A 21,733-nucleotide genomic window follows, 5' to 3' on the forward strand; every position below is an offset into this window, starting at 1 on the left:
CTATCGCGATTTCCACGCCACGCAAAGCACGCTATGGCGCTGCCGGTGCGCGCCCGTAGCTCATCTGGATAGAGCGCGAGACTTCTAATCTTGAGGCAGCAGGTTCGAGTCCTGCCGGGCGCGCCACCTATGCTTCCGGGACCCTGTCGTCGCTGGGCGCCAATTCCGTCGTGTCGAGGTCCTTCGAGGAGCGGTCGCCGCGGGCTACCGTTGCGGTGACGGTCAGGTTGGCACTGGCGCTGGCGACCGTGCGGGTCATGTCCAGCAGCCTGTCGAACGGCAGTACGAACCCGATTACGAGCGCGGTCTGGGCGGTCGATACCCCTACGGAAGCCAGCACCGCCGCGAGCATGAAGAGGGAGGCCGACGGGATCGGAGCCGTCCCGAATGCGGCCAGCGCGGCGGTCAGGAACACGATCCCGAGCATGGGCAGATCGGGTGTTACGCCCAGCGCCTGCAGGCTGAAGACGCTGAGCAGGCCGACATACATGGCGGTTCCGTCCTTCCCGATGCTCGCGCCGATCGGCAGGACGGTGGAGGCGACGCCGCGGTCGATCCGCATCTTGTCGATCGCGACGCGCAAGGCGACGGGGAGGGTCGCGGCCGAGGACGCCGTCGCGAAGGCCACCGCCAGCGCGTCGAGAGCGGCGCGGTAGAACCGGCCGATTTGACGCCGGGCGACGAGCGCGATCATGGGCATGTGGACCAGCACGATCTGCGCGAGCACGCCGATGACGACGCATAGGGCGAGCAGGCCGATATTCGCGAACACGGCGACGCCGTTCTGCGCGACTGCGACCGCAATAAGGGCAAAGACGCCGTAGGGCGTGAATTCCATGACGAGCGCCACCAGGCGGAACAGGACGCGCGCGGTCGATTGCAGCAGACTGGCGACCGGGCGCCCTTCTTCGCCGGCGAGGACGACGCTGACCCCGAAGGCGATCGAGAAGAATATGATCGCGAGCATGTCACCCGCGACCAGCGCTTCCACGATGTTGACCGGCACGATGCCCATCAACTGGTCGTAGACCGGGACCGGCTCGCCAAGCGCGTAGGCTTCGCCGGATCCGATCGCGGCGCCGACACCCGGGCGGACGAGCAGGCCCGCCGCCATGCCGATGGAGACCGCGCAGGCGGTCGTGAAGGCGAACAGGGCGACCGTCCGGCCACCGACCGCGCCCAGCCTTCGCGGATCGGCCAGCGCGGTCACGCCCGAGGCGATGCTGATGAAGACGATGGGCACCACTAGCATCCGGATCAGCCGGACGAACAGGTCACCCACGAACGCGATGTAGGGGGGCGCCGCCGGAGCGAGCACGCCGAGCAGTATTCCGCTGACCAGTCCGACCAGCACCCGCTGCCACAGGGGGATCGCCTGCCAGCGCCGAAGCCAAGCCATCTGCAGTCTCCCTCCTAGACGCTCCCGCCCCAGAAATCCGTCCGGGGCGGCACCAGCATCCCGTGATCGTTGGCGATGCCGCCGGGCCGGTCTTCGGCCAGCCAGAACGGTCCGTCCAGATCGACGAAGGCGCTGTCCGCAGCGATGGCGAGGGCAGGGGCGATAGACAGCGACGAACTGATCATGCAGCCGGTCATCAGACCCAGTCCGCGAGCCTGCGCGGCGTCCCGAAGTTCAAGCGCGGCGGTCAGTCCGCCGGTCTTGTCCAGCTTCACGTTCACCACCGAATACCCGTCGGGCAGATCGCCCAGGTCCTGCGCCGTATGGAGCGATTCATCGGCAGCGATCGGAATGCCGGACACAAAGCCGCGCAGCCCTTCATCCTGTCCGGCGGGCAGCGGCTGCTCGAGAAGATCGACGCGCAGATCGACCATCAGATCCTGCAGGTCGCGGACCTCGTCGAGGCTCCAGCTTTCGTTGGGATCGACAATCAGGCGCGGGTGCGGCGCCCCGTCCCGCACGGCCCGCAACTGTGCGGCGGGATCGCTCGCGTCCACCTTAACCTTGATCAGCGGTGCGTCGCGCAATTCATGGGCCGCCGCGCGCATCCGGTCCGGCTCGTCCAGGCCGACCGTCAGCGCTGTCGGGACGGGCGCGAGCGGATCGGGCAGTCCGAGCCGATCGAAAACGCGACGTCCCGACAGCCGCGCTTCGAGATCCCACAGCGCGCAATCGACGGCATTGCGGGCAGCGCCCGCCGACATCGCGCGGAGCAGGTCTTCCCGGCTCGCCCCCGCGCGGATGGCATCGCCCACCGCCTGTAAGGCGGCGAGCGAGCCCGCCACGTCCTCTCCGTACCGGGCGTAGGGCACGCCTTCGCCGCGCCCGACGATTCCCTCCTGCACGATTTCAACGACGATCACGTCGGCGACCGTCTTCACCCCGCGCGAGATGCGGAACGGCCTCGCAAGCGGCAAGGCCTCGTGCCGGGCGGTCAGGACGCGGGCTACCATCAGGCGCGCGTGGCGATATCCGGGACGGTGCCGAGCAGATTGTCGAGAATGGCCTCCACCCCCATGCGATGCGGGTCGGTGCAGGGCAGCCCGTGTTCGTCCTCCAGCCGCATGCAAAGCGAAACCGCCGCGGTCTGGTCGAAGCTGGACGTATTGAGCGCGATGCCTGCCATGCGCACATCGGGGCTGGTCAACCGGGCGGTCGCGAGATTTGCCGCGATGCATTCGCCAAGGTCCGGCGGCGCGCGATCCTTCATCCCGCGCATGACACGCCGCGCCGGATCGTGGCACATGACCAGTGCGCTCGGCTGCGCGCCGTGGAGCAGACCTGTCGAAACCCCCGCGAACGAGGGGTGGAACAGCGAACCCTGGCCCTCGATCAGGTCCCAGCCATCATCGGTCCGGGCCGGGGCCAGTTGCTCGATCGCGCCGGAAATGAAGTCCGCGACCACCGCATCTAGCGGGATGCCGCCGCCTGCGATGAGGATCCCGGTCTGGCCGGTCGCGCGGAAGTCGCACGCGATCCCGCGCGCCTGCATTGCGCGCTGCAGGCACAGGGTCGTGTACATCTTGCCGGACGAACAGTCCGTCCCCACGGTCAGCAGCCGCTTGCCTGCGCGGTATTCCCCGGTCCCGACCCTCAACCCTTCGGGCGGATCGCGCACATCGTGCAATTTGCGTCCGGTCCGCTGTGCCGCTCGCGCGAGGCGAGGATCGTCCTTCAGGCGCTGGTGGAGGCCCGAGGCGAGGTCCAGGCCTGCTTCCATGGCCGCGATGGCATCTTCGATGACTTCGGGATCGAGCGTACCGCCGGCATTGACGATGCCAAGAACCATGGTCCGCGCCCCCGCCGCGACAGCCTCTGCATATCCGATACGGGGCAGGTCCAGCGTCAACGTGCATTTGTCGCGGCGGAATTCGCCCACGCACAGCTCCGGCCGGAAGACGGCGAGCCCTCGCGCGGTCTTGATACCGAAGGGGTCGGTCGAATTGCCGAGGTAAAGGAGGTAGAGTGTGGCGATCATGGGTCTGTAGGCACTCGCATCGGCAAGCTCGAAAATCCGGGAGACCCTACGCCCGTGCGGGCCGCGCACACAGATAGCGCGGGCCACCGCGCCCATAGCACGCGGCTATACGGCGTCGATCACGCTCGCGAGCAGGTCGAGGAAGTCGGCCCCGACGCGTGAAGGAGGCCGGGCCTGCAGGTATACCGCGTTGATATTGAAGGTCAGTGCCGGCTGGAGCGGCCTGCTTTCCAGACCCGAAGCCACCGCCGATTCCGCCGTGAAATTGTCGACGATCGCCATGCCGAGACCAGCCCGCACGAGGGCAGCCGCAATGTAATAGGTGCGCGAGGACGCGGTCTCGGTCAGCGTTACGTCCAGGCGCTCCAACTCGCTGCGCAGCAACTGGCCGATGGGTCCGTTCTGGATCGGGCTGATGAAATCGCGTCCGACGAGATCGGCCAGGTGCAGGCGGCTCGGGGCGTCCGGCATGTCCTCGGGCCGGAACAGGACGACCAGTTCGCCTTCTCCTATCACCTGGTGCGCGACCGGGGCGGCGGGCGGCACTTCGAAGCTGATCGCGATATCCGTTTCCCGCTCGTACAGCTTGCGCACGATCTCGTCATGGTGGAGCGTCTGCAGGTCGAACCGGATCTCGCCCCGGCGCGCGGTGAACTGCGCGACCGCTTCCGGCAGCGCGCCGAGCCCGAGGGACGGCAAGGCGGAAATCCGCAGCAGGCTGCCTTCGCCCTGGCGCAGGTTCTGGCAGGCCTGGCGCAGAGCGCGGACCCGGTCCTGGATTTCGGTGACTTCGCCGAACAGTGTCCGGGCGTCCTCGGTCGGGATCAAACGGCCCTTCGTCCGCTCGAAAAGCGCCAGCCCCAGCGACTTTTCCGCATGGCGCAGCACCTTCGTGACCGAAGGCTGGGAAACATGCAGCGCGCGGGCCGCCGCGCTTACGGTTCCGTGAAGAAACACGGCATGGAAGACTTCGATCTGGCGAAGGTTCATCGTCAAGCGGACCCTGTCGACGGGCGTTCATTCGCCCGAGTTATATACGGCCGGCGTCCCCGGGGGTGGACGAACAGGCAGCGATGGTAAATGCCCATGCTCGCCGGGACCGGCAGCGCGCCGCGCCTCCGTCAGGCAAGGGAAGGAACGTCATGCTGCCTGCCTTTGATCGCTATCGCAAGCGCCCATCGGGCTTGCCGCTTCTCGGACTCGCTTGCGCGCTTCTAGCGACCGGATGCGATGTCGCGGGACCGGCTAGCGCGCCGGTGGCGGAAAAGGTCGACGTTCTCATCCGTGGCGGGACGATCTATGATGGCAGCGACGCCCCGGCCCGGACCGGCGACGTCGCGATCACGAACGACCGGATCGTTTATGTCGGCCCGTCGGGCGTGTTCGACGCAAAGCAGATCGTCGATGCCCGCGGTATGATCGTGACGCCGGGATTCATCGATCCACACACCCATGCCGACATCTTCCTGCGCTCGGACGACCCGGCCGAGAGAAGCAATACGGCGTGGCTGGCGCAGGGAGTCAGCACCGTGATGATAGGGGTGGACGGGGGCGGGACACCCGACGTCGCGGACGATGCGCAGAAGCTGGAGCGTTCCGGCATCGGGACCAACGTGGTACCTTTCGTAGGCTTCGGAGCCGTGCGGACGCGGGTTCTGGGGAACGAGGCGCGTGCGCCCGATGCGCGCGAACTTGACGCGATGCGTGCCCTCGTCGCGGATGCGATGTGCGAGGGCGCGACGGGATTTTCGACCGGGCTTTTCTACGCTCCGCAGAGCTTTGCGGAAACGGACGAGGTGATCGCACTGGCACGCGAGGCCGGGCGCCGCGGGGGAATGTACGACACCCACCAGCGCGACGAATCTTCTTATTCGATAGGCTTGATTGCCTCGACAGACGAGGCGATCCGCATCGGGGAGGAAGCCGGCGCCCCGGTCCATATCGCGCATATCAAGGCGCTGGGGGTGGACGTGCACGGCATGGCACCGCAGCTGATCAAGCGGATAGAGGCGGCACGGGCACGCGGTGTCCAGGTGACCGCAGACCAGTATCCGTGGCTTGCGTCCGGCTCCAGTCTCGACGCGGCGCTCGTGCCGCGCTGGGCGCTCGACGGGGGAGGGCGCGCCCTGCTCGAACGGCTGGACGATACCGAGATGCGCGTTCGCATTCGTGGGGAGATGCAGGAGAATTTGCGCCGGCGGGGCGGTGCGTCCTCCTTGCTGCTGACGGGCCGTGACCGGGCCTGGACGGGCCGGACGTTGGCCGAACAGGCAGAGGAAACCGGCACGGATCCGGTCGGTGCCGCTCTCGCGATCATCCAACAGGTGGTGCTCGAAGGGGGAGGGGGCACCGAAGTCGCTTCGTTCAACATGGCGCAGGCCGATGTCGATGTCCTGATGCAGCAACCGTGGGTCCTCACTGCATCGGACGGGTCCCTCGGCCACCCGCGCATGTTCGCGACCTATCCCGAAAAGTACCGCGAATATGTCAGGAAGCGCGGCGTGATCGACCTCGGAACCTTCATCCGGCAGTCGACCGGAAAGGTGGCGGACGTCTATCGCGTGGCGCAGCGGGGCTACCTGAAGGAAGGTTTCTTTGCCGACGTCCTCGTGTTCGACCCCGATCGCTACGCACCGCGCGCCACCTATCTTTCGCCGAGAGAACCGAGCGTCGGCGTGAAGGCCCTGTTCGTGAATGGCGAACTGGCGTTTGCCGACGACGCCCCGACGGAGCGCAGGATCGGGCGGGTCCTCCTCCGCCCGACGCCACCGCATTGCCCCGACCTTGGGGCCTGAGAAAGTAGTGCTGAGGGAAGGGAGATCGACAATCCCGCCGGCGAGAATTCCGATATTGTTGCGCACCGGTCACGCTGTAGAAAAAACTGCACCCGGGGCCCTGTCTCGAGGCCCTGTCACGACCCCGGAATGGACTGAAAAATTGTCGCTTTCCCGGGTCTCATGCAGTCAGGTTATAGATGCCAAGATCATCGACTTGGCCACTTGCAAGAAGTCCTTTTTGTGACAGAACGCTAATTATCCAACGTTGAGGGGGCTCACATGCGTACTTTCGTTTCATATCGTTCCGCGCTCGTGACGGGATGTGCCTTTGCGGTGCTCGCTCTGGGCGGTCCGGCCATGGCGCAGGAGGTCGGGGACGATCCGGAAGCCGTCGACGAGCTGGGCACTTCTGCCACCAGCGCCCCGGCCGAGCAGGTCGACGAGGAAGCGACGATCATCGTCACCGGGTCCCGCCTGCGCCAGGATCCGCGCAACAGTGCCCTGCCGCTCGAGATCATCACGACCGAGGATCTGACACGCGAAGGCATCAACAGCCCCGAACAGCTGATCAGCTACCTCTCGACGAACGGCAACGGTGCGGACAACCTCGCCTCGAACTCCGACGTCACCAGCGGGGCGCAGCGCGGAACCAACGGCCTTTCCGCAGCGAACCTTCGCGGACAGGGCTCCGCCGCGACTCTGGTCCTGCTCAACGGCCGCCGCGTGGCGGCCCACGGCCTGACCGGTTCGGCCGTCGACGTGAACCAGATCCCGTTCGCCGCGATCGAGCGTGTCGAGGTCCTCAAGGACGGCGCCTCGGCGATCTACGGCACCGATGCGATCGGCGGGGTCATCAACTTCATCACAAAGACCGACTTCGAAGGGATCGAGCTGTCGGGCTTCACGGACATCACCGAACGGGGCGACAGCCCGATCTATCGTATTACCGGAACGGCGGGATGGGGGGATCTCGGCGATCAGGGCTTCAACGTGATGGCCTCGATCAGCAAGAGCTGGAACGGTATCCTGCGCGGCGAAAACCGCGACTTCGTGAACGGCAACCAGCCGGAGCGCGGCCTTTCGGTCGATACGCGCGGCACGCCGATCGCGACCCTGTTCCCGAATGGCCCGAACGCCATCTTCGCACCCGACGGCAGCCTGCTCAGCGGTGTTCCGCTGCCGGTGCCCGGCCAGAACTTCAACGCGACCGGCGGGATCAACACGCTCGATCTCCCGGGCGGCGCGGGATGCGAAAGCTTCAATGGCGGGATGGCTTACGACCACGAATTGTGGGCGAACGATCCGGCATTCTACGCCTGCGCCTGGGACACGGGGCGCGCTGCCGTCCTGCAGCAGCCGCTCGAAACACTGACCTATTACGGCCGCGCCACGGTGGCGCTGGGCGATCACCAGATTTCGGCCGAAATCACCGGGTCCGATGCGGACTCGTCCAAGCAGTTCTCGGCAAACCAGTATGCCGGCAACACGAGCACGACACCGCTCTATTATCCGCGCAACGAGAACACGGCGGAGGTCTACGACCGGATCTACAACCAGCTGCTGGAAGTATTCCCGGCGATCGCTGCCAATTTCGGCAAGCCGATCGCCTATCGCTGGCGTTGTATCGCGTGCGGTCCGCGCGAATACGAAACCAACACCAAGACCTTCCGCGCCGGCCTGTTCGCCGAAGGTCCTATCGGTAGCAGTTGGGATTACCGTGTCGGCGGGTCCTACGCCGAAAGCGAGGCGACCTCGGTTCTCGGCACCGGTTATTCCTTCCGCGGCATTTTCTCGTCCTCCGCACGTGCGCTGGCATCCGGCACCGGTGCGACCTCCGCGGGACAGATCGATCCGCGCGCACCGACCGCCCCGGGTGCGACTGCGCCCGGCATCGTGGGGCTGCTGAACAGCGGCCTCATCAACATCTTCTCGACCAACAAGACGCCCGAAGAACTGGCGCTGCTCGAATCGGTCTCGGCCGACGGCACGCTGCTCTACGGGGGCAAGTACGACGTCATCCAGTTCGATGCGTCGGTTGCCGGCTCTTTGTTCGAACTGCCCGGTGGACCGGTCCAGCTGGCGATCGGTGCGGACTTCCGACGCGAAGGGTACTCGTTCAACGGGTCTCCCAGCGCGGAAATCGACACGCCGGAAATCTTCAACGTCGCCTTCGACAACCAGAACGCCCTCAACGACGCATCGCGCGAAGTGAAGGCCGCCTATGCCGAAGTCCTGATCCCGATCTTCGACGCGCTCGAAGTGACGGCAGCGGGCCGCGTCGACGAGTATTCGGGCTTCGGCAGCACTTTCAATCCGAAGTTCACCGCGAAGTTCACGCCGACCCCGTGGCTCCTGTTCCGCGGGTCCTACAACACCGGCTTCCGCGTCCCGACGTTCAACCAGATCTTCAACGGGCAGGCGCAGAGCCCGAACCCGCTGACCAATGCCCTGGTCGATCCCACCACGTGTCCGAGCGGTGTGGTCAGCACGACCGATCCGGGCTGTTTCGCGATCAATCCGGACTCGATCAGCGGCGGCAACCCCGACGTCGGCCCGGAAACGTCCGAGCAGTTCTCGGTCGGCGTCGTCCTGCGGCCCGCGCCGCGGTTCAGCGCCTCGGTCGATTTCTGGTCGATCGCGGTCGACGATACGATCGGCGCCCTGACCATCCGCCAGCTGCTCGACAACAACCAGTTCTTCCCCGATCGCATCATCCGCACCAACGGCATCATCACCCTGCTAGATGTGACGGCCGACAATATAGGCTCGCGTCGCACGAAGGGCCTTGAAGTCTCGCTGCGTGGCGGGTTCGATGCCTTCGGCGGCTCGTTCGAGGCGGGTCTCGACGGAACCTGGCTGCTGGAGAAGAAGGAACGCTTTCTCCCCACCGCCGAATACGAGGACATCATCGGCAAGTTTACCTACGCCGGCGACCTCGCGCTCGAGTGGAAGCACAATGCCTGGATCAGCTATGCGAAGGACGACTTCCAGCTCACCTTCTCGCAGATCTTCCGCAACGGCTACCAGAACAACGGCCTGCCGACCCTGACGAACAATGTCAGCGCATCGCGGCCCGACTACAACGAGCGTGTCGACGACTACATCATCTACAACCTGTCGGCGACGCAGCGCATCGACGATGCGTTCAGTATCACGGCGGGCGTGAAGAACCTGTTCGACACCGACCCGCCGTTCGCGATCACCTATGACAGCAACACCGGGGCCGGCAGTTCGTGGGAGCCGCGCGTGGCCGATCCACGGGGACGCTCGTTCACCATTCTCGCCCAGGTCCGCTTTTAAGCGAACCACAGGTGCAAAGTTCGGGGTGGCCGAACCGCTTATGAGCGGTGAGGTCACCCCGTTTTCTTTGCGGTCGCCGTCCCGAGGCGAAGCGAGGTGCATCGCCGCGTACCAGGTCGAATAGCCTGAGGTTATCGGCTTTCTCCGCCATTGAATGCTTCGTGCCTCGCGGCCGGACTATGATCGTCCGACGTCGGGGAAGAGGTACGGCTGCATGACAAGACGAGCGCTCCTGCTGGCGTCGGCCGCCGTGCTGGCGCTCGGCGCGGGCATCGGACTGGTCGCGAAAGCCTCGCCTTTCCGGACTTCTCCCGCTCCTCGTCCCCGAGCACCCATTGCCATCACGCAGGATATTTTCGGCATTCCGCATATCCGGGCGGAGTCGCTGCACGATGCGTATTTCGGGCAGGGTTACGTGGTCGCGCGGGACCGGCTCTTCCAGCTGGACCTGGACCTGAGGCGGGACATGGGCCGCATGGCGGAAGCATTCGGGCCCGGTTTCCTGGCCGCGGATCGGGCCGCGCGCCTGTTCCACTATCGTGGCGATGTGGCAGCCGAACTGGCGTCCATACCCGATGATGTGGTCGATTGCGTTCAGGGATATTGTGCCGGCATCAACGCCCGCATTGCGGAAATTGCGGTTGAACCGGCGCTCGCACCGCCCGAATATACAATCCTCGGTATCACGCCGTTGCTCTGGACGCTGGAGGATTGCATCCGCCGGCGCGGCGCGGGGAGCGATGATGCGGACGAGCAGATACGGCGCGCGATGCTGGAGGCGCGCGACCTGCTCGAATACGAGCGGTGGCGCGAGCCGCTGCGCCCGGCCTGGTCGTTTACCGTGCCCGACGGACTGGATTGCACTCAGGCGAGCCGGGACGATCTGGGCGCGCTGCGCGACCTCCATCGCGCTTCGCCATTCGAACCCGTCACCGTGGCGGGCCTGTCGGACCTGTTGCTGCGCGAAGGACGCCGCACGGACCTTGCGGCGCAGGGCAGCAATGCGTGGACCGTCGACGGCACGCGTAGTGCAACCGGCCGTCCCATCCTCGCCAACGATCCCCATCTCGCCATCGGTGAATTCAGCCCGCGGCATATCGTCCACATGACCGCACCGGGGCTAGACATCATCGGCGCCGGCTATCCCGGACTACCGGGGATCATGCAGGGGCATACCGAATTCTTCGCCTTCGGCCGGACCAATTTCCATATCGATCAGACCGACCTTTTCGTCCTCGACACCCATCCGGACGACCCGGAACGGTACTGGCATAACGGCGAGTGGACCGCCTTTGAAGTCGTGGAAGAAACCATATCGGTCAACGGCGGCGAACCCGATGTCGCGACTCTTCGATACGCCGGTGGGCGGCCGGTCATAGCCCGCGATCCGGAACGCAACCGCGCGATCGCATTGTCGACCGTCACCATGCTGCCCGGCGCCAACATGCGCTTCGCCATCGTTGCGCTGAACCTTGCATCGGACTGGGACAGCCTGCGCGATGCGTTCCGGCTGCATGTCTCGCCAACGAATTTCCATTACGCGGACATGGACGGCAATACCGCGTGGCAGGCCATCGGTTACGCCCCGCGGCGCCCCCGGCACGACGGCCTTTTTCCGGCGCCCGGAGATGGTTCTTTCGACTGGACCGGCCTGCTCGACCTTGCGGAGATGCCGGGCATTTCCAATCCGCCGGCCGGATGGATCGCGTCGGCCAACGACATGAACCTGCCGTCCGACTATCCTCATGCAGAGCGTATCCTGAGCTTCACTTGGTCGGACCCCTTCCGGCACGATCGGATCAAGCAGGTCCTGGGGGCGCAGGACCGGCATACAATTGCGGACAGTATCGCACTCCTGCACGACGTCCGCTCGCTCCCGGCTCTGGCGCTGAAGGCAATGCTTCCGGCCTTGCCTTCCCCGGAGGCCGAAAAGGCCGCGGTCATGCTTGCGGAATGGGACGGCGATCTTGATGCCGACAGCCCCGCCGCCCTGCTGTTCGAGATGGTGCTGCCCGGCCTGTCGGACCTGTTTCATCGTACGGCCATACCCGAACAGGCCCGCGACCTGATCACCTGCGTCAATCTGGATGCGATGCTGCAGGCGCTGGAAAATCTGGATCCGGTTCTGGGCGAAGCACCGCAATCGGCCCGCGACGCGATGGTGGACGCGGCGCTGGGGGCAGGTTGGGCGAAAGCGATCGAGGTCGCTGGGGACGATCCTACGCAATGGCGTTGGGGTGATTTGCATACCGTCGACATCGCCCATCCACTCTCCGCGCTTACGGAAATTGACAGGGCGTTTCCGCCGATTGCCGGCGGTCGTTCGGGCGGGGACGGCAACACCGTGATGGCGCGCGGGATGCGGGCCGGTGGAGGCTACGACGTGCGCCACGGGGCGAGCTTCCTCTTCGTGGCGGATGTGGGCGACTGGGACCGGACGCGCTTCCTGTTGCTGGCTGGCCAGTCCGCCGATCCGCGCTCACCGCATTACCGCGATTTCTACGAAAGATGGCTGGCGGGCGATATGCCGGAGCTGCCCTTCAGCCCGGAGGCGATCGAAGCGGTCGCCGCGCAAACGTTCACTTTGCCGGCAGGCTGACGCTCAGTTCCCCGCCGCGATGGCAAGAAGGGCTGCGTCCATCGCGGCAGTTGCTGCACCGTCTTCGCCCGGCGGGATATCGTTGGCAAAGGCCGAGAAGACCAGGGTCTCACCGCTGGTGGTGACGAGGTAGCCCGAAAGGGCGCGCGAGGCGTTGAGGGACCCGGTCTTGGCGAAAATTCGCCCGGCGAGAGGCGTGTCCCTGAAGCGACGTCCCAGCGTACCGTCCTCTCCGCCCACAGGCAGGCTCTCGCGCCAGGTCGCGCCCCAAGGTTGCTCTGCCGCCCAGCGCAGCAACGCGGTGGTCCCGCGCGGTGTCAACCTGTTGTAGCTCGACATCCCTGATCCGTCGGCCAATAGGTAGGATCCCTCCGGCAGTCCGGCGCGCGCCGTGACCCGCGCGAGGGCCGCCTGGCCGGACTCGATCGAGCCATCGCCTGCCACGCGACCGATCCTGCGCAGCATCAGCTCCGAATGCATGTTCTGGCTGACCTTGTTAATGGTGACGACATCGGCGGCGAGGTCTTCCGGTGCAAGCTGCGCCAGCATGTTTTCGGTCCCGCTCTCGTCGATATCGGAAGCCCTCGCCGGCGATGCCTGCCGAACCTCCAAATCGCCTGTGACCGTCACGCCGCGATCGGCCAGCATGCGGGCCAGCCGCCAGGCCGCGTAGCGTGCCGGATCGTCGATTCCTAGCGTGTAGGTCCGGGGATCCGCCTCCGTTCCGATCGTGCCGGAAAGTTCGATCAAATCGCTGCCGGGCATGCGCCAGATGTCGATCTCGTTTTCGGTTCCGGCAACGCTGCGCGCGCGGTTGTCGATCCGGTAATATCCCCCGCTCGTGACGACGGGGGCGGCGTCGTCGCCGGCGGGCGTGACGGTCATGACGAATTCGTTGTCGTCGAGCGAAAGCGCGGAGATGCCTGTCCCGTAGCCGAACGGCATGTTGTTCCAGCTCATCCCCGGGCTCCATCGCTGATCGGGATACCAGCGCGCATCGCCGACCACGTTTCGCACGCGGGGCGTACGGGCGGCGACGGCATCGGCGAGGACGGACAGGCACTGGACCGTGCAGTCCGGTGCGCTGGAGAGCGTGGCCTCGCCGCGTCCCTCCAGGACGACATCGAACGTGCCGTCGCCGGCAGGTTCCAGCCGGACTCCGGTGCCCTGGGCCGCCGCCTGGATGGCGGGCAGGTCGGCATAGGCGGCGAGCGTGGTATAGATTTTCGTGTTCGATGCCGGAATGAACCGCTGGTCCGGGGCGATGCTGAGCACTTCGCTGCCATCCGCCCGCTCGACCATGATGCCGTACCGCGTTCCGGGGGGTGCGTCCGCGAGGATGGCGACGACCTGCTGCAGGAGGGCCTGGTCCTCTGCCTGGGCCGGAAGCGAGGGCGCGGGCGGGGCGCCTTCCTGCGCGGCAAGGGGCGATGCTATAAGGCAGGCTGCTGCAAGCGCGGTAAAAGTTCGCATGGCGGGAGCTTAGCAGCGCGGCTCATCTATGCCAGCATCGGGCGATGCAGCCATAACCGCCATCAATAGGTCGCCCTTCGCGCTGCCGCGCGGATTGCGGGTGCCCGGATCACCGCGTATCCGGAAGGCCTCATATGGCGGGGCGAGAGAGGCACGATGGCGCAGTTCTACCTGGGGTTCGATGCCGGCGGTTCGCGCTGCCGGGCGCGTCTGATCGACGCGGACGGCACCGTCCTTGGCGAAGGGGAAGGCGGACCGGCCAACACCCGCGCAGGTATCGAGCATGTGCGTGCCGTGCTCGCGGAAACCGGGTCGCTTGCGCTGGCGGCAGCCGGGCTGGACGAAGCGGCGACGGGACGTACCGCGATGGGAGCGGGGATCGCCGGGCTTTCGCGGCCGGGCGCGCGCGATGCCTTGGAAGCAGCGCAATTCCCTTACCAGTCGACTGCTTTTGCCACTGACGGGATGATCGCCAATCTCGGGGCCCATGGCGGTGCGGACGGCGCGATCCTCGTCATCGGAACGGGCAGTGTGGCGCATGTGATGCACGAGGGGAAAAGCTTCGCGATCGGCGGGTACGGCTTTCCCATTTCGGACGAGGGCAGCGGTGCGGCGCTCGGGCTCAGCGCGATGCGGCACGCGCTCCGGGCGCTGGACGGACGGACGAAGCCCACCCCGCTCAGCAGCGCGGTGACCGCGCGCTTCGGGCACGAGACGGTCCGCGCAGTCGCGTGGATGGACGAGGCGAAGCCCGCCGATTACGCGAGTTTCGCACCGCTGGTGATGGATTTCGCCGAAGCGAACGACGAGATCGCGCGCTCCATCGTGGAAGATGCGGCCCAGCACATCGAACGGTTTATCGAGACGATTTTCCAGCGCGGCGCGCCGCGTTGCGCGCTGGCGGGCGGGCTCGCACCGCGCATGCAGCCCTGGTTGCGGGAGCGGACCGTGGCGCGGCTGGTCGAGGCTCAGGGCGATCCGCTGGACGGGGCGCTGTGGCTGGCCGGGTACAGGGCGGGCTAGTCGAAACGGCGGCCGGCGATCCAGACGTCGCGGACATGCAGATCGGGATCGAGGTGGACGAGATCGGCCGTGAACCCGGGTGCTATTGCCCCGCGGGTCCTCTCCATGCGCAGGAAGGCGGCCGGGTTCGAGGCCGCAAGGCGGCAGGCTTCGTCCAGCGATAAATGCAACATTTTCATGGCATTGCGCACTGCGAGGTCCATGGTCAGCGCACTTCCCGCAAGCGTGCCGTCGGCCCCGCGCAGGCTCCCTCCCTCGACCGTGATGGGCTGGCCCTGGAGGGTGAAGGAGGTCTGGTCGGTGCCGGCGGGGGGCATGGCGTCGGTGACGAGCATCGCGCCGTCGATGCCGCGTGCGGCGAGGGCGACGCGCAGGCTGGCGGGGTGGACGTGGTGGCCGTCGACGATCAGGCCGAAGCGGCTGCGGCGGTCCTCAAGCGCGGCGCCGACCATGCCCGGTTCGCGCGATCCGAAGGGCGTCATCGCATTGAAAAGATGGGTGAAACCGTCCAGCCCTTCGCGGTCGAGGGCATGGCGCGTGGCCTCGTAGCCGGCGGCGGAATGGCCCGCTGCGACGACGATACCGGCGGCGCGGAGCTTCGAAATAGTGCCCGGCGGCACGCATTCGGGGGCGAGGGTCACCAGCCGGATGCCGGGGGACGGACGGCAGAGAAGTTCGATTTCCGTGTCTGTCGGAGTGCGAATAAAGCGCTCGACATGTATGCCGCGGCGCTGCGTGTTCAGGAACGGCCCTTCCACGTGGATTCCGAGCACGCCGGGCACGCCCGCGCGGATCGCCTCGTCCACCGCGTCGATGGCGCGCGCGATGGTTTCGGCATTGTCGCTGATGAGCGTCGGCAGGAGGCCGGTGGTGCCGAAGCGGCGATGCGCCCCGGCGATGGCGGCGACGGTCTCGACAGACGGGTCGTCGTTGAACAGCACCCCGCCGCCGCCATTGACCTGCGTGTCGATGAAACCGGGGCACAGGAACCCGCCGTCGAGTTCGAGCCTGTCCGCATCGTCCGGCGCATGGTCCGCGATGGCTGAGATTAGACCGTCCTCGACCACCAGCCAGGCATCGTTCCTCAGGCCATCCGGCAAGACGATCCCTGCGCCTCCGATCGCGGTCCTGCTCATCGCGTGCGGGTGACCTTGGACAGGTGCGGCGGATCGTCCGGGTCGAGGCCGCGCCGGCGCGCCAGCGCCTCGGCCGCGCGGTAGAAACTCAGGGCCATGCCGATGGCATCGATCGCCGGGTCCGCTGTACGCGCAACGGGCAACGCGACGGCCGCGTCCGCGACCCCGGCACCGATGATGCGCGCGCCGCGCTGGGCCAGCGCATCCAGCCGGTCCGTGAAGCCGGCGGCCGCCGCGTCCTGCGGGGCGAAGGCGAAGACCGGATCGCCTTCGCGCACCAGCGCCATGGGGCCGTGCGCGACTTCCGCGCTGCTGAAGGCTTCCGCGTGGATCTGCGCCACTTCCTTGAACTTGAGCGCGGCTTCGGCAGCGATCGGCGCGGTCGATCCGCGGCCCAGCACCAGCAGGCGTTGCGTCGTCGCCAGCGCGTCCACCATCGCGCCCCAGTCCGCGGCCCAGGCATCGTCGAGGGCCGGTTCGATCGCGTCGAGCGCCGCCGCCAGTGCCGCATCGCGTCCCCAGCGCGCGGCGAGGTCCGCGACGGCAACCAGCGAGGCGACGTAGCTCTTGGTCGCGGCCACGCTGCGTTCTTCCCCGGCATGGAGCGGCACGAGAATGTCCGCCTCGCGCGCCAGCGGAGAGTACGCGTCGTTGACCATCGCGATCAGCAGCGCGCCCTTCTCGCGCGCGGCGATTGCGGTTTCGATCAGGTCCGGGCTGCGTCCCGACTGCGAGATCGCGAGCGCCAGCGTGCCGCGCAGTTTCTCGGAGGTCGCGCGGTAGAGCGTCGCCACCGAGGGCGACTGGCTGAGTGTCGGCAGGCCCAGCCGCGTCTCGAACAGGTGCTTGGCAAAGGCGGCGGCATGGTCCGACGATCCGCGTGCAATCGTGATGGCGAAGGGCGGGTCGAGGGTTTCCAGCCGCGCCACCGCGTCCGCCATCAGCTCCCTGTTGCTGGCAAGCTGCGCCGCGACGCGGGCAGGGGCCTGCGCCGCCTCCGTGAACATTTGCGAGGGCGCAGTCATAGCCGTGCCTCATGGACCGGCGCCGCCGATCCGGCTTGGCAAGGCGCCGCGCGGGGCGGTAGGCAGCGGGCATGAGCACCGAAGCCATCGATCCGCGTTACGAGAACATCGATCGATGGCCGACGGAACGCGCGGTCTCCGCCATGCTGGACGGGCAGGAGAACGCCGTGCGCGCCGTGTCTGCGGATTCCGATGCCATCGCCGCCGCGGCGGACGAGGCGGCGGAGAGGCTGGGGCGCACCGGCCGCATCGCCTATGCCGGCGCGGGGACGTCCGGCCGGATCGGCGTGCAGGACGGGGTCGAGCTGACGCCCACTTTCGGCTGGCCGGAGGACCGGCTGGCATTCTTCCTGGCCGGCGGACCCGACGCGATGATGCGCGCGGTCGAAGGGGCGGAGGACGACGAGGCGGCGGGGCGTGCGGCCGTGCGGGATGCCGCACTGGGCCCGGCGGACGTGCTGATCGGGGTTGCCGCCAGCGGGCGCACGCCGTTCACCATCGCGGCAATCGAGGAAGCGCGAGAGCGGGGTGCGCTGACCATCGCCGTCGCCAACAATCCGGGGTGCGCGCTGCTGGCGGCGGGCGAGCACGCGATCCTGCTCGACACCGGCGCCGAAGCGGTCGCCGGATCGACCCGGATGGGCGCGGGCACCGCGCAGAAGGCGGCGCTCAACGCGCTCTCGACCGCGATCATGCTGCGCCAAGGCCTCGTCTATCGCGGCCTGATGGTGAACATGCGCATTTCCAACGCCAAGCTGCGCCAGCGGGCCGAGGCGATGATCACGCTGGTCGCGGGCGTCGATCCGGATATCGCGGCCGCCATGCTGGACCGCGCCGGGGGGGATATCCGCATCGCGGTGCTGCTGGCACTGGGCCTGGGCGATAGCGCGGCACACGCGGCGCTGGAGGGGGACGAGCCCTTCGCCGCGCTGGTGGAGCGCCTGCGGCCCTGAGCGATCAGTAGAAGCGGACATCGTCCAGCTCGAGCCAGCCGGTCCCGCCCGGCTCCCCGGTCAGTTCGAAGCGGAGCGCGCGCAGCCGCGCCAGGTCCAGCGTGGCAGTCTTGGACGCGCTGGCAAAGGCGGAGAAGGGCAGGCGGAATTCGCGCGCCGCGTCGCCGGCCGCGAATTCGCTGCCGAACCACTGCGAGCCATTGAGGCCGTAGCTTTCCAGCCTGAGCCGGTAGGTCCCTTCGCCGCGCGCAACGAACGCGATGCCGGAAAAGCCGCTCGCATCGGCGGGCAGCACCGCGCCTTTTGTTAAAGGCAGGACGAGTTGCGCGAAGGGACGCGGATTGGCGCCGAAACTGGCGAGGCTGAAGATCGGCGCGTCCCCGTCCGGCCCGTGGCGATGGGCAAAGGCGATGTTGCTGTGATCGCTGCCCGCATCGGTCGCATCCACCGGCAGCGTGTCGAGGTCCGTGCGCCCGTCGGTGCGTGTCCCAGTGTGGATCGGGCCGGTCATGCGCACGCTTGGCAACGGGGTCACGCCGGGGGCATCGCGCCGTTCGCGAAGCTGCGCAAGCGGGACTTCGCGGCCCGCCTTCCAGACGCGCGCGACTTGCCACAGCTCGGTAATGTCCTCGTCCGGGCGGCCATCGATCAGGACCATGTCTGCCCGCTTGCCGACTTCCAGCGTACCGTGGGCGTCAGCCTGCCCCATGATCGCGGCGCTGGTGCGGGTCGCGGCAATCAGCGCTTCGGACGGTGTGAGGCCAAGCTCGACCAGCCAGAATATCTCCCGGACCAGCGAACTGCCGTGATAGACGCCGGAAATGCCCGCATCGGTGCCGGTCCCGATGGGGATGCCCGCCGCGTGCATGCCGCGCAGATTGTCCTTCAGCACCGCCCAGCGGTCGGTGACCAGCGGAGCCACGGGGCGGTTGCCGCGCGCGGCTCGGGCCGCCTCGCGCGCCAGTTCGGGGGAGGACAGGACGGTTTCCTCCCGCGCGGTGATCCGGCGCACGTCGTCCGGCTCGTACACCACCATCGTCGCCACATAGGCGGTGCCGCTTTCGCGCATGAGGGCGATCAGTTCCGCATCGGCCGGCTCGTCCCCGATGCCGTGCACCACCGCGTCCACCCCGGCGGATGCGGCGACCATCGCGCCTTCGCGCGTCACCGTGTGCGTCACCACCGGCGTGCCTTGCGCGTGGGCCGCTTCCACGATCGAGGTGAGAGTGGGCGTGTCCATCGAATTGAGGTCGGGCCCGCGATTGTAACGCCAGCCATCGGCGAAGACCTTTACCACGTCGGGGCGATAGGGCAGCGCGGTGTCCATGATCAGGCGCGCGGCCCGCGGGCTGGCGGCCTTCATCGTGAAGAAGTCGCCCCAGCCATATTCGGTGCCGTGTCCGCCCGGGACCCCGGCGCGGACCGCGAGGTTGAGATGCGGCGCCCATAGCGCGTCCGGGCCGGTGGTCAGGCCGCGGATCGGCTCCAGCATTTCGGCCGAGACGGAGTAGTCGTTGACCGTGGTGACGCCGTTCAGGAGATAGCCGGTCCAGGCCTTGGCCATGTCTTCCGGCCCGCCATAGGCCGACGAGCGCAGATGGGTGTGCAGGTCGTGCAGGCCGGGGATCAGCGTTCCGCCTTCCGCATCGACGATCTGCGCGCCGGAAGGGCGGGGAATGCGCGGCGCGATGCGCGCGATCCGCTCGCCTTCGACCAGCACGTCGGCCCGGCGGACCTGCCCGTCCACCGCATCGAACACGCGCGCATCGCGGATGAGGATTACGGGGTCCTCCGCGTCCTGCGCGATGGCGGGTGCGCTGCCGGCCGCCATGGCCAGCGTCGCGGCGACCAGCCAGCCGAGCGCGGGGCGGATCATTCGCCCGGCTTCAGGTGGCGGTCGAGGAAGGCGCCGCTCGCGCGCATCGCGATCAGCCAGTTTTCGAAGCGGAAGAAATCGTGCCGTTCGTTGGGAAAGGCGATCTCCTCGAACGGGACGCCGCGCGCTTCCAGTTCGCGCGCCAGCAGCAGCGACTGGCGGTAATCGACGTTGCGGTCGTCGTCGCCGTGGATGATCAGGACGGGCGAGCGCCAGTCCTCGATCGAACCCATGGGGGAGGAATCCCACTGCAACTGCTGGATCTCGCGGATTTCCTCGGGCGAGTAGGTGTCGGCGACCGGGCGGACCATGGCGTGCACGCCGTGGAGGTCCACGCCCGCCTTGAAGATGGCGCTGTCGCGCGCCAGAGCCAGCGCGGCGAGGTATCCGCCCCAGCTGCCGCCCCAGATGCCGATCCGCTCGTCATCGACGCCCGGCTGTTCGCCCAGCCAGCGCGCGCCGGCCAGGATGTCGCGATATTCGGACGCCCCGGCCCGGGCCTTTTCCGGTGCCTCGCGAAAGGCGCGGCCATAATTGGTGCCGCTGCGGTAGTTCACCGACAGCACATCGTACCCGGCGGCGGCGAACTCCTGGTTCCGGATATAGGTGTTGTGGTAGTAATAGAGCGGCATGAAACCCGGCAGCATCTGGCGGCGCGGGCCGCCATGGGCGAAGATCAGCGCCGGGTGCGGTCCGGCACCGGCGCCGCGGAAATACTGGCCGTACACCGTCTCCCCGTCCGAAGCGGTGAAGGTCACCGATCGCGGCGCGGGATAGGCGACGCGGGCCACCGGGCCCAGCGGCTGCATGCCGTCTACCAGAACCGGATGGGCCGGCGCGCTCGCCGTGGTGACGGAAGCGGCCAGCCGCTCGCCGCCGAAGGTCGGGAAGAAGGCGAACACGTCCTCGCCCGTCAGCCGTTCGGTCGCGCCGCTGGCGATGTCCGCGCGCCATAGCGTGCGACTGTCCAGATTGCCGGGATTGGCGGAATAGACCACGCCGCGCCCGTCGGGCGTGGGGATGAAGTTCTCGACCTCGTTCGCGTTGGGCGTCAGGTCGCGCGCGGGGCCGCCTGCGGCGGGTACGGCGAGGATGTGGAGCCAGCCCGTGCCTTCGTAGGGGAACAGGAGGTGGCCCGATCCGGTCCAGAACAGGTTGCGCGCGCGGGTGCCGTAATACTGCCCGCCTTCGCCCTCGGGCGCGGTCCATACGGTGCGCACGGCGCCGCTGGCGATATCGCCGACCTGGACGGACCAGAAGGAGCGTGTGCTGTCCTCGAACTTCGGGGGCGGTTCACGGAACTGGATCCAGGCAACTTCGCGCCCGTCGGGCGACAGGGCCGGGCCGCTCGAATAGCCGAGCGCCGCGCCGATATAGCGCAGCGATCCCTCGGCGAGGTCGAGCACGCCCACGATGCTGTGGCCCGAGCGAAGCTCGCGAAAGGCGATACGATTTCCATCCGGCGACCAGCCCAGGTCGCCGATCGATCCGTCGACATCGGCCACTTCGCGCGCGCCCTCCGCAGCGCTCCAGACAAAGATCGCGCTGCCGCGCACGAACACGATGCGCGATCCGTCGGGCGAGAAGAGCGGGCTGTGCCCCCGGCCGATCGCCTGCGCAGCGCCGTCGCCGGCGATGTCGGCGAGGAACAGCGTCTGCTCGGGCGCTTCGGGGAGGGGGGTGGTGTTGGGCAGCGGGCCGTCCGAAAACCCGGAATCGCCGCCGCGCACCCAGGCGATGCGGGTTCCCGCGGGATCGACGGCGAGGTCGTACAGCTCGATCCCGTCATCCGCCGTGAACTGCGTGCGCATCCGCGCCGCCGCGTCCGGGCGGCCGATCCAGACATTGCGCACGCCGGCCGCGTTCTCGACCCAGGCGAAGACCGGCGCGTCCTTCGCCCCGACGAGGCCCGACGCGAAGGGCACGGCCATGTTCTCTGCCAGTTGCTCCTGGCTCTGCTCAAGCGAAAGCGGCGCGGCAGTGTCGTCCCGCGCGAGAGCCGGCGTGCCGGAGAGCGCGAGCGTCAGCGCGGCGAGGAACGGGACGAGAAATCGCATGACCGCCTGACTAGGGTGGGGCGCGGCGCGATGGCAAGCGCGGGATCGGCCCGTCATGCCGGCAGGTTATGGCCGCG

General features: G+C 67.6%; 14 protein-coding genes and 1 tRNA gene. 6 read left to right on the plus strand and 9 right to left on the minus strand.

The annotated features are described in order from the left end of the window. Nucleotides 1–49: 49 nt before the first annotated feature. Nucleotides 50–126: transfer RNA gene (locus tag AB1K63_RS12640), tRNA-Arg, on the plus strand. A gap of 1 nt (nt 127) precedes the next feature. Here the strand turns inward: AB1K63_RS12640 and AB1K63_RS12645 are convergent. The 4 genes from AB1K63_RS12645 to AB1K63_RS12660 all read right to left on the minus strand — a co-directional run bounded on the left by AB1K63_RS12645 (nt 128) and on the right by AB1K63_RS12660 (nt 4,427). After that, the gene (locus tag AB1K63_RS12645) at nt 128–1,399 is read right to left on the minus strand and encodes a dicarboxylate/amino acid:cation symporter (protein WP_366960536.1); all 1,272 of its coding nucleotides are present in this window, start codon (nt 1,397–1,399) and stop codon (nt 128–130) included. A gap of 14 nt (nt 1,400–1,413) precedes the next feature. Next, complete coding sequence (gene dgcA, locus AB1K63_RS12650; protein WP_366960537.1) at nt 1,414–2,412, minus strand: N-acetyl-D-Glu racemase DgcA; 999 nt, start codon at nt 2,410–2,412, stop codon at nt 1,414–1,416. Then, nucleotides 2,412–3,437: an N-acetyltransferase DgcN gene (gene dgcN / locus AB1K63_RS12655; protein WP_366960538.1), complete on the minus strand. Its 1,026-nt coding sequence runs from the start codon at nt 3,435–3,437 to the stop codon at nt 2,412–2,414. The genes dgcA and dgcN overlap by 1 nt, the downstream gene beginning before the upstream one ends. A gap of 105 nt (nt 3,438–3,542) precedes the next feature. Continuing rightward, nucleotides 3,543–4,427, minus strand: a complete 885-nt coding sequence (locus AB1K63_RS12660; RefSeq protein WP_366960539.1) for a LysR substrate-binding domain-containing protein — start codon at nt 4,425–4,427, stop codon at nt 3,543–3,545. Between the two features lie 152 nt (nt 4,428–4,579). On the opposite strand from AB1K63_RS12660, the gene AB1K63_RS12665 reads away from it, so the two are divergent. The 3 genes from AB1K63_RS12665 (at nt 4,580) to AB1K63_RS12675 (ending at nt 12,113) form a co-directional block, all read left to right on the plus strand. Beyond that, nucleotides 4,580–6,232: an amidohydrolase family protein gene (locus tag AB1K63_RS12665; protein WP_366960540.1), complete on the plus strand. Its 1,653-nt coding sequence runs from the start codon at nt 4,580–4,582 to the stop codon at nt 6,230–6,232. 261 nt (nt 6,233–6,493) lie between these two features. Then, nucleotides 6,494–9,514 carry a TonB-dependent receptor gene (locus tag AB1K63_RS12670; RefSeq protein ID WP_366960541.1) on the plus strand — a complete coding sequence of 1,007 codons (3,021 nt, stop codon included), beginning with the start codon at nt 6,494–6,496 and terminating at the stop codon, nt 9,512–9,514. A 214-nt stretch (nt 9,515–9,728) separates the two neighbouring features. Beyond that, nucleotides 9,729–12,113: a penicillin acylase family protein gene (locus tag AB1K63_RS12675; RefSeq protein WP_366960542.1), complete on the plus strand. Its 2,385-nt coding sequence runs from the start codon at nt 9,729–9,731 to the stop codon at nt 12,111–12,113. A gap of 3 nt (nt 12,114–12,116) precedes the next feature. Here AB1K63_RS12675 and dacB read toward each other — a convergent pair whose 3' ends face one another. Then, the gene (gene dacB / locus AB1K63_RS12680) at nt 12,117–13,586 is read right to left on the minus strand and encodes a D-alanyl-D-alanine carboxypeptidase/D-alanyl-D-alanine-endopeptidase (RefSeq protein ID WP_366960543.1); all 1,470 of its coding nucleotides are present in this window, start codon (nt 13,584–13,586) and stop codon (nt 12,117–12,119) included. A gap of 156 nt (nt 13,587–13,742) precedes the next feature. On the opposite strand from dacB, the gene AB1K63_RS12685 reads away from it, so the two are divergent. Continuing rightward, a complete protein-coding gene (locus AB1K63_RS12685) occupies nt 13,743–14,609 on the plus strand; it encodes a BadF/BadG/BcrA/BcrD ATPase family protein (RefSeq protein ID WP_366960544.1) in 867 nt (288 codons plus the stop codon). On the opposite strand, the gene nagA is transcribed toward AB1K63_RS12685, so the two are convergent. After that, nucleotides 14,606–15,745, minus strand: a complete 1,140-nt coding sequence (nagA, locus tag AB1K63_RS12690; RefSeq protein ID WP_366960545.1) for an N-acetylglucosamine-6-phosphate deacetylase — start codon at nt 15,743–15,745, stop codon at nt 14,606–14,608. The genes AB1K63_RS12685 and nagA overlap by 4 nt on opposite strands. Continuing rightward, nucleotides 15,742–16,770: an SIS domain-containing protein gene (locus AB1K63_RS12695; RefSeq protein WP_366960546.1), complete on the minus strand. Its 1,029-nt coding sequence runs from the start codon at nt 16,768–16,770 to the stop codon at nt 15,742–15,744. The genes nagA and AB1K63_RS12695 overlap by 4 nt, the downstream gene beginning before the upstream one ends. 71 nt (nt 16,771–16,841) lie before the next feature. On the opposite strand from AB1K63_RS12695, the gene AB1K63_RS12700 reads away from it, so the two are divergent. Continuing rightward, nucleotides 16,842–17,723: an N-acetylmuramic acid 6-phosphate etherase gene (locus tag AB1K63_RS12700; protein ID WP_366960547.1), complete on the plus strand. Its 882-nt coding sequence runs from the start codon at nt 16,842–16,844 to the stop codon at nt 17,721–17,723. A 4-nt stretch (nt 17,724–17,727) separates the two neighbouring features. On the opposite strand, the gene AB1K63_RS12705 is transcribed toward AB1K63_RS12700, so the two are convergent. Both AB1K63_RS12705 and AB1K63_RS12710 read right to left on the minus strand, forming a co-directional pair. After that, on the minus strand, nt 17,728–19,599 hold the full coding sequence (locus AB1K63_RS12705) for an amidohydrolase family protein (RefSeq protein WP_366960548.1): 1,872 nt from the start codon (nt 19,597–19,599) through the stop codon (nt 17,728–17,730). After that, a complete protein-coding gene (locus tag AB1K63_RS12710) occupies nt 19,596–21,656 on the minus strand; it encodes a prolyl oligopeptidase family serine peptidase (protein ID WP_366960549.1) in 2,061 nt (686 codons plus the stop codon). Before AB1K63_RS12710 ends, AB1K63_RS12705 begins: the two co-directional genes overlap by 4 nt. Nucleotides 21,657–21,733 lie beyond the last annotated feature (77 nt).

Source organism: Qipengyuania sp. JC766 (genome assembly GCF_040717445.1).
In the GTDB taxonomy this organism is placed as follows: domain Bacteria; phylum Pseudomonadota; class Alphaproteobacteria; order Sphingomonadales; family Sphingomonadaceae; genus JC766.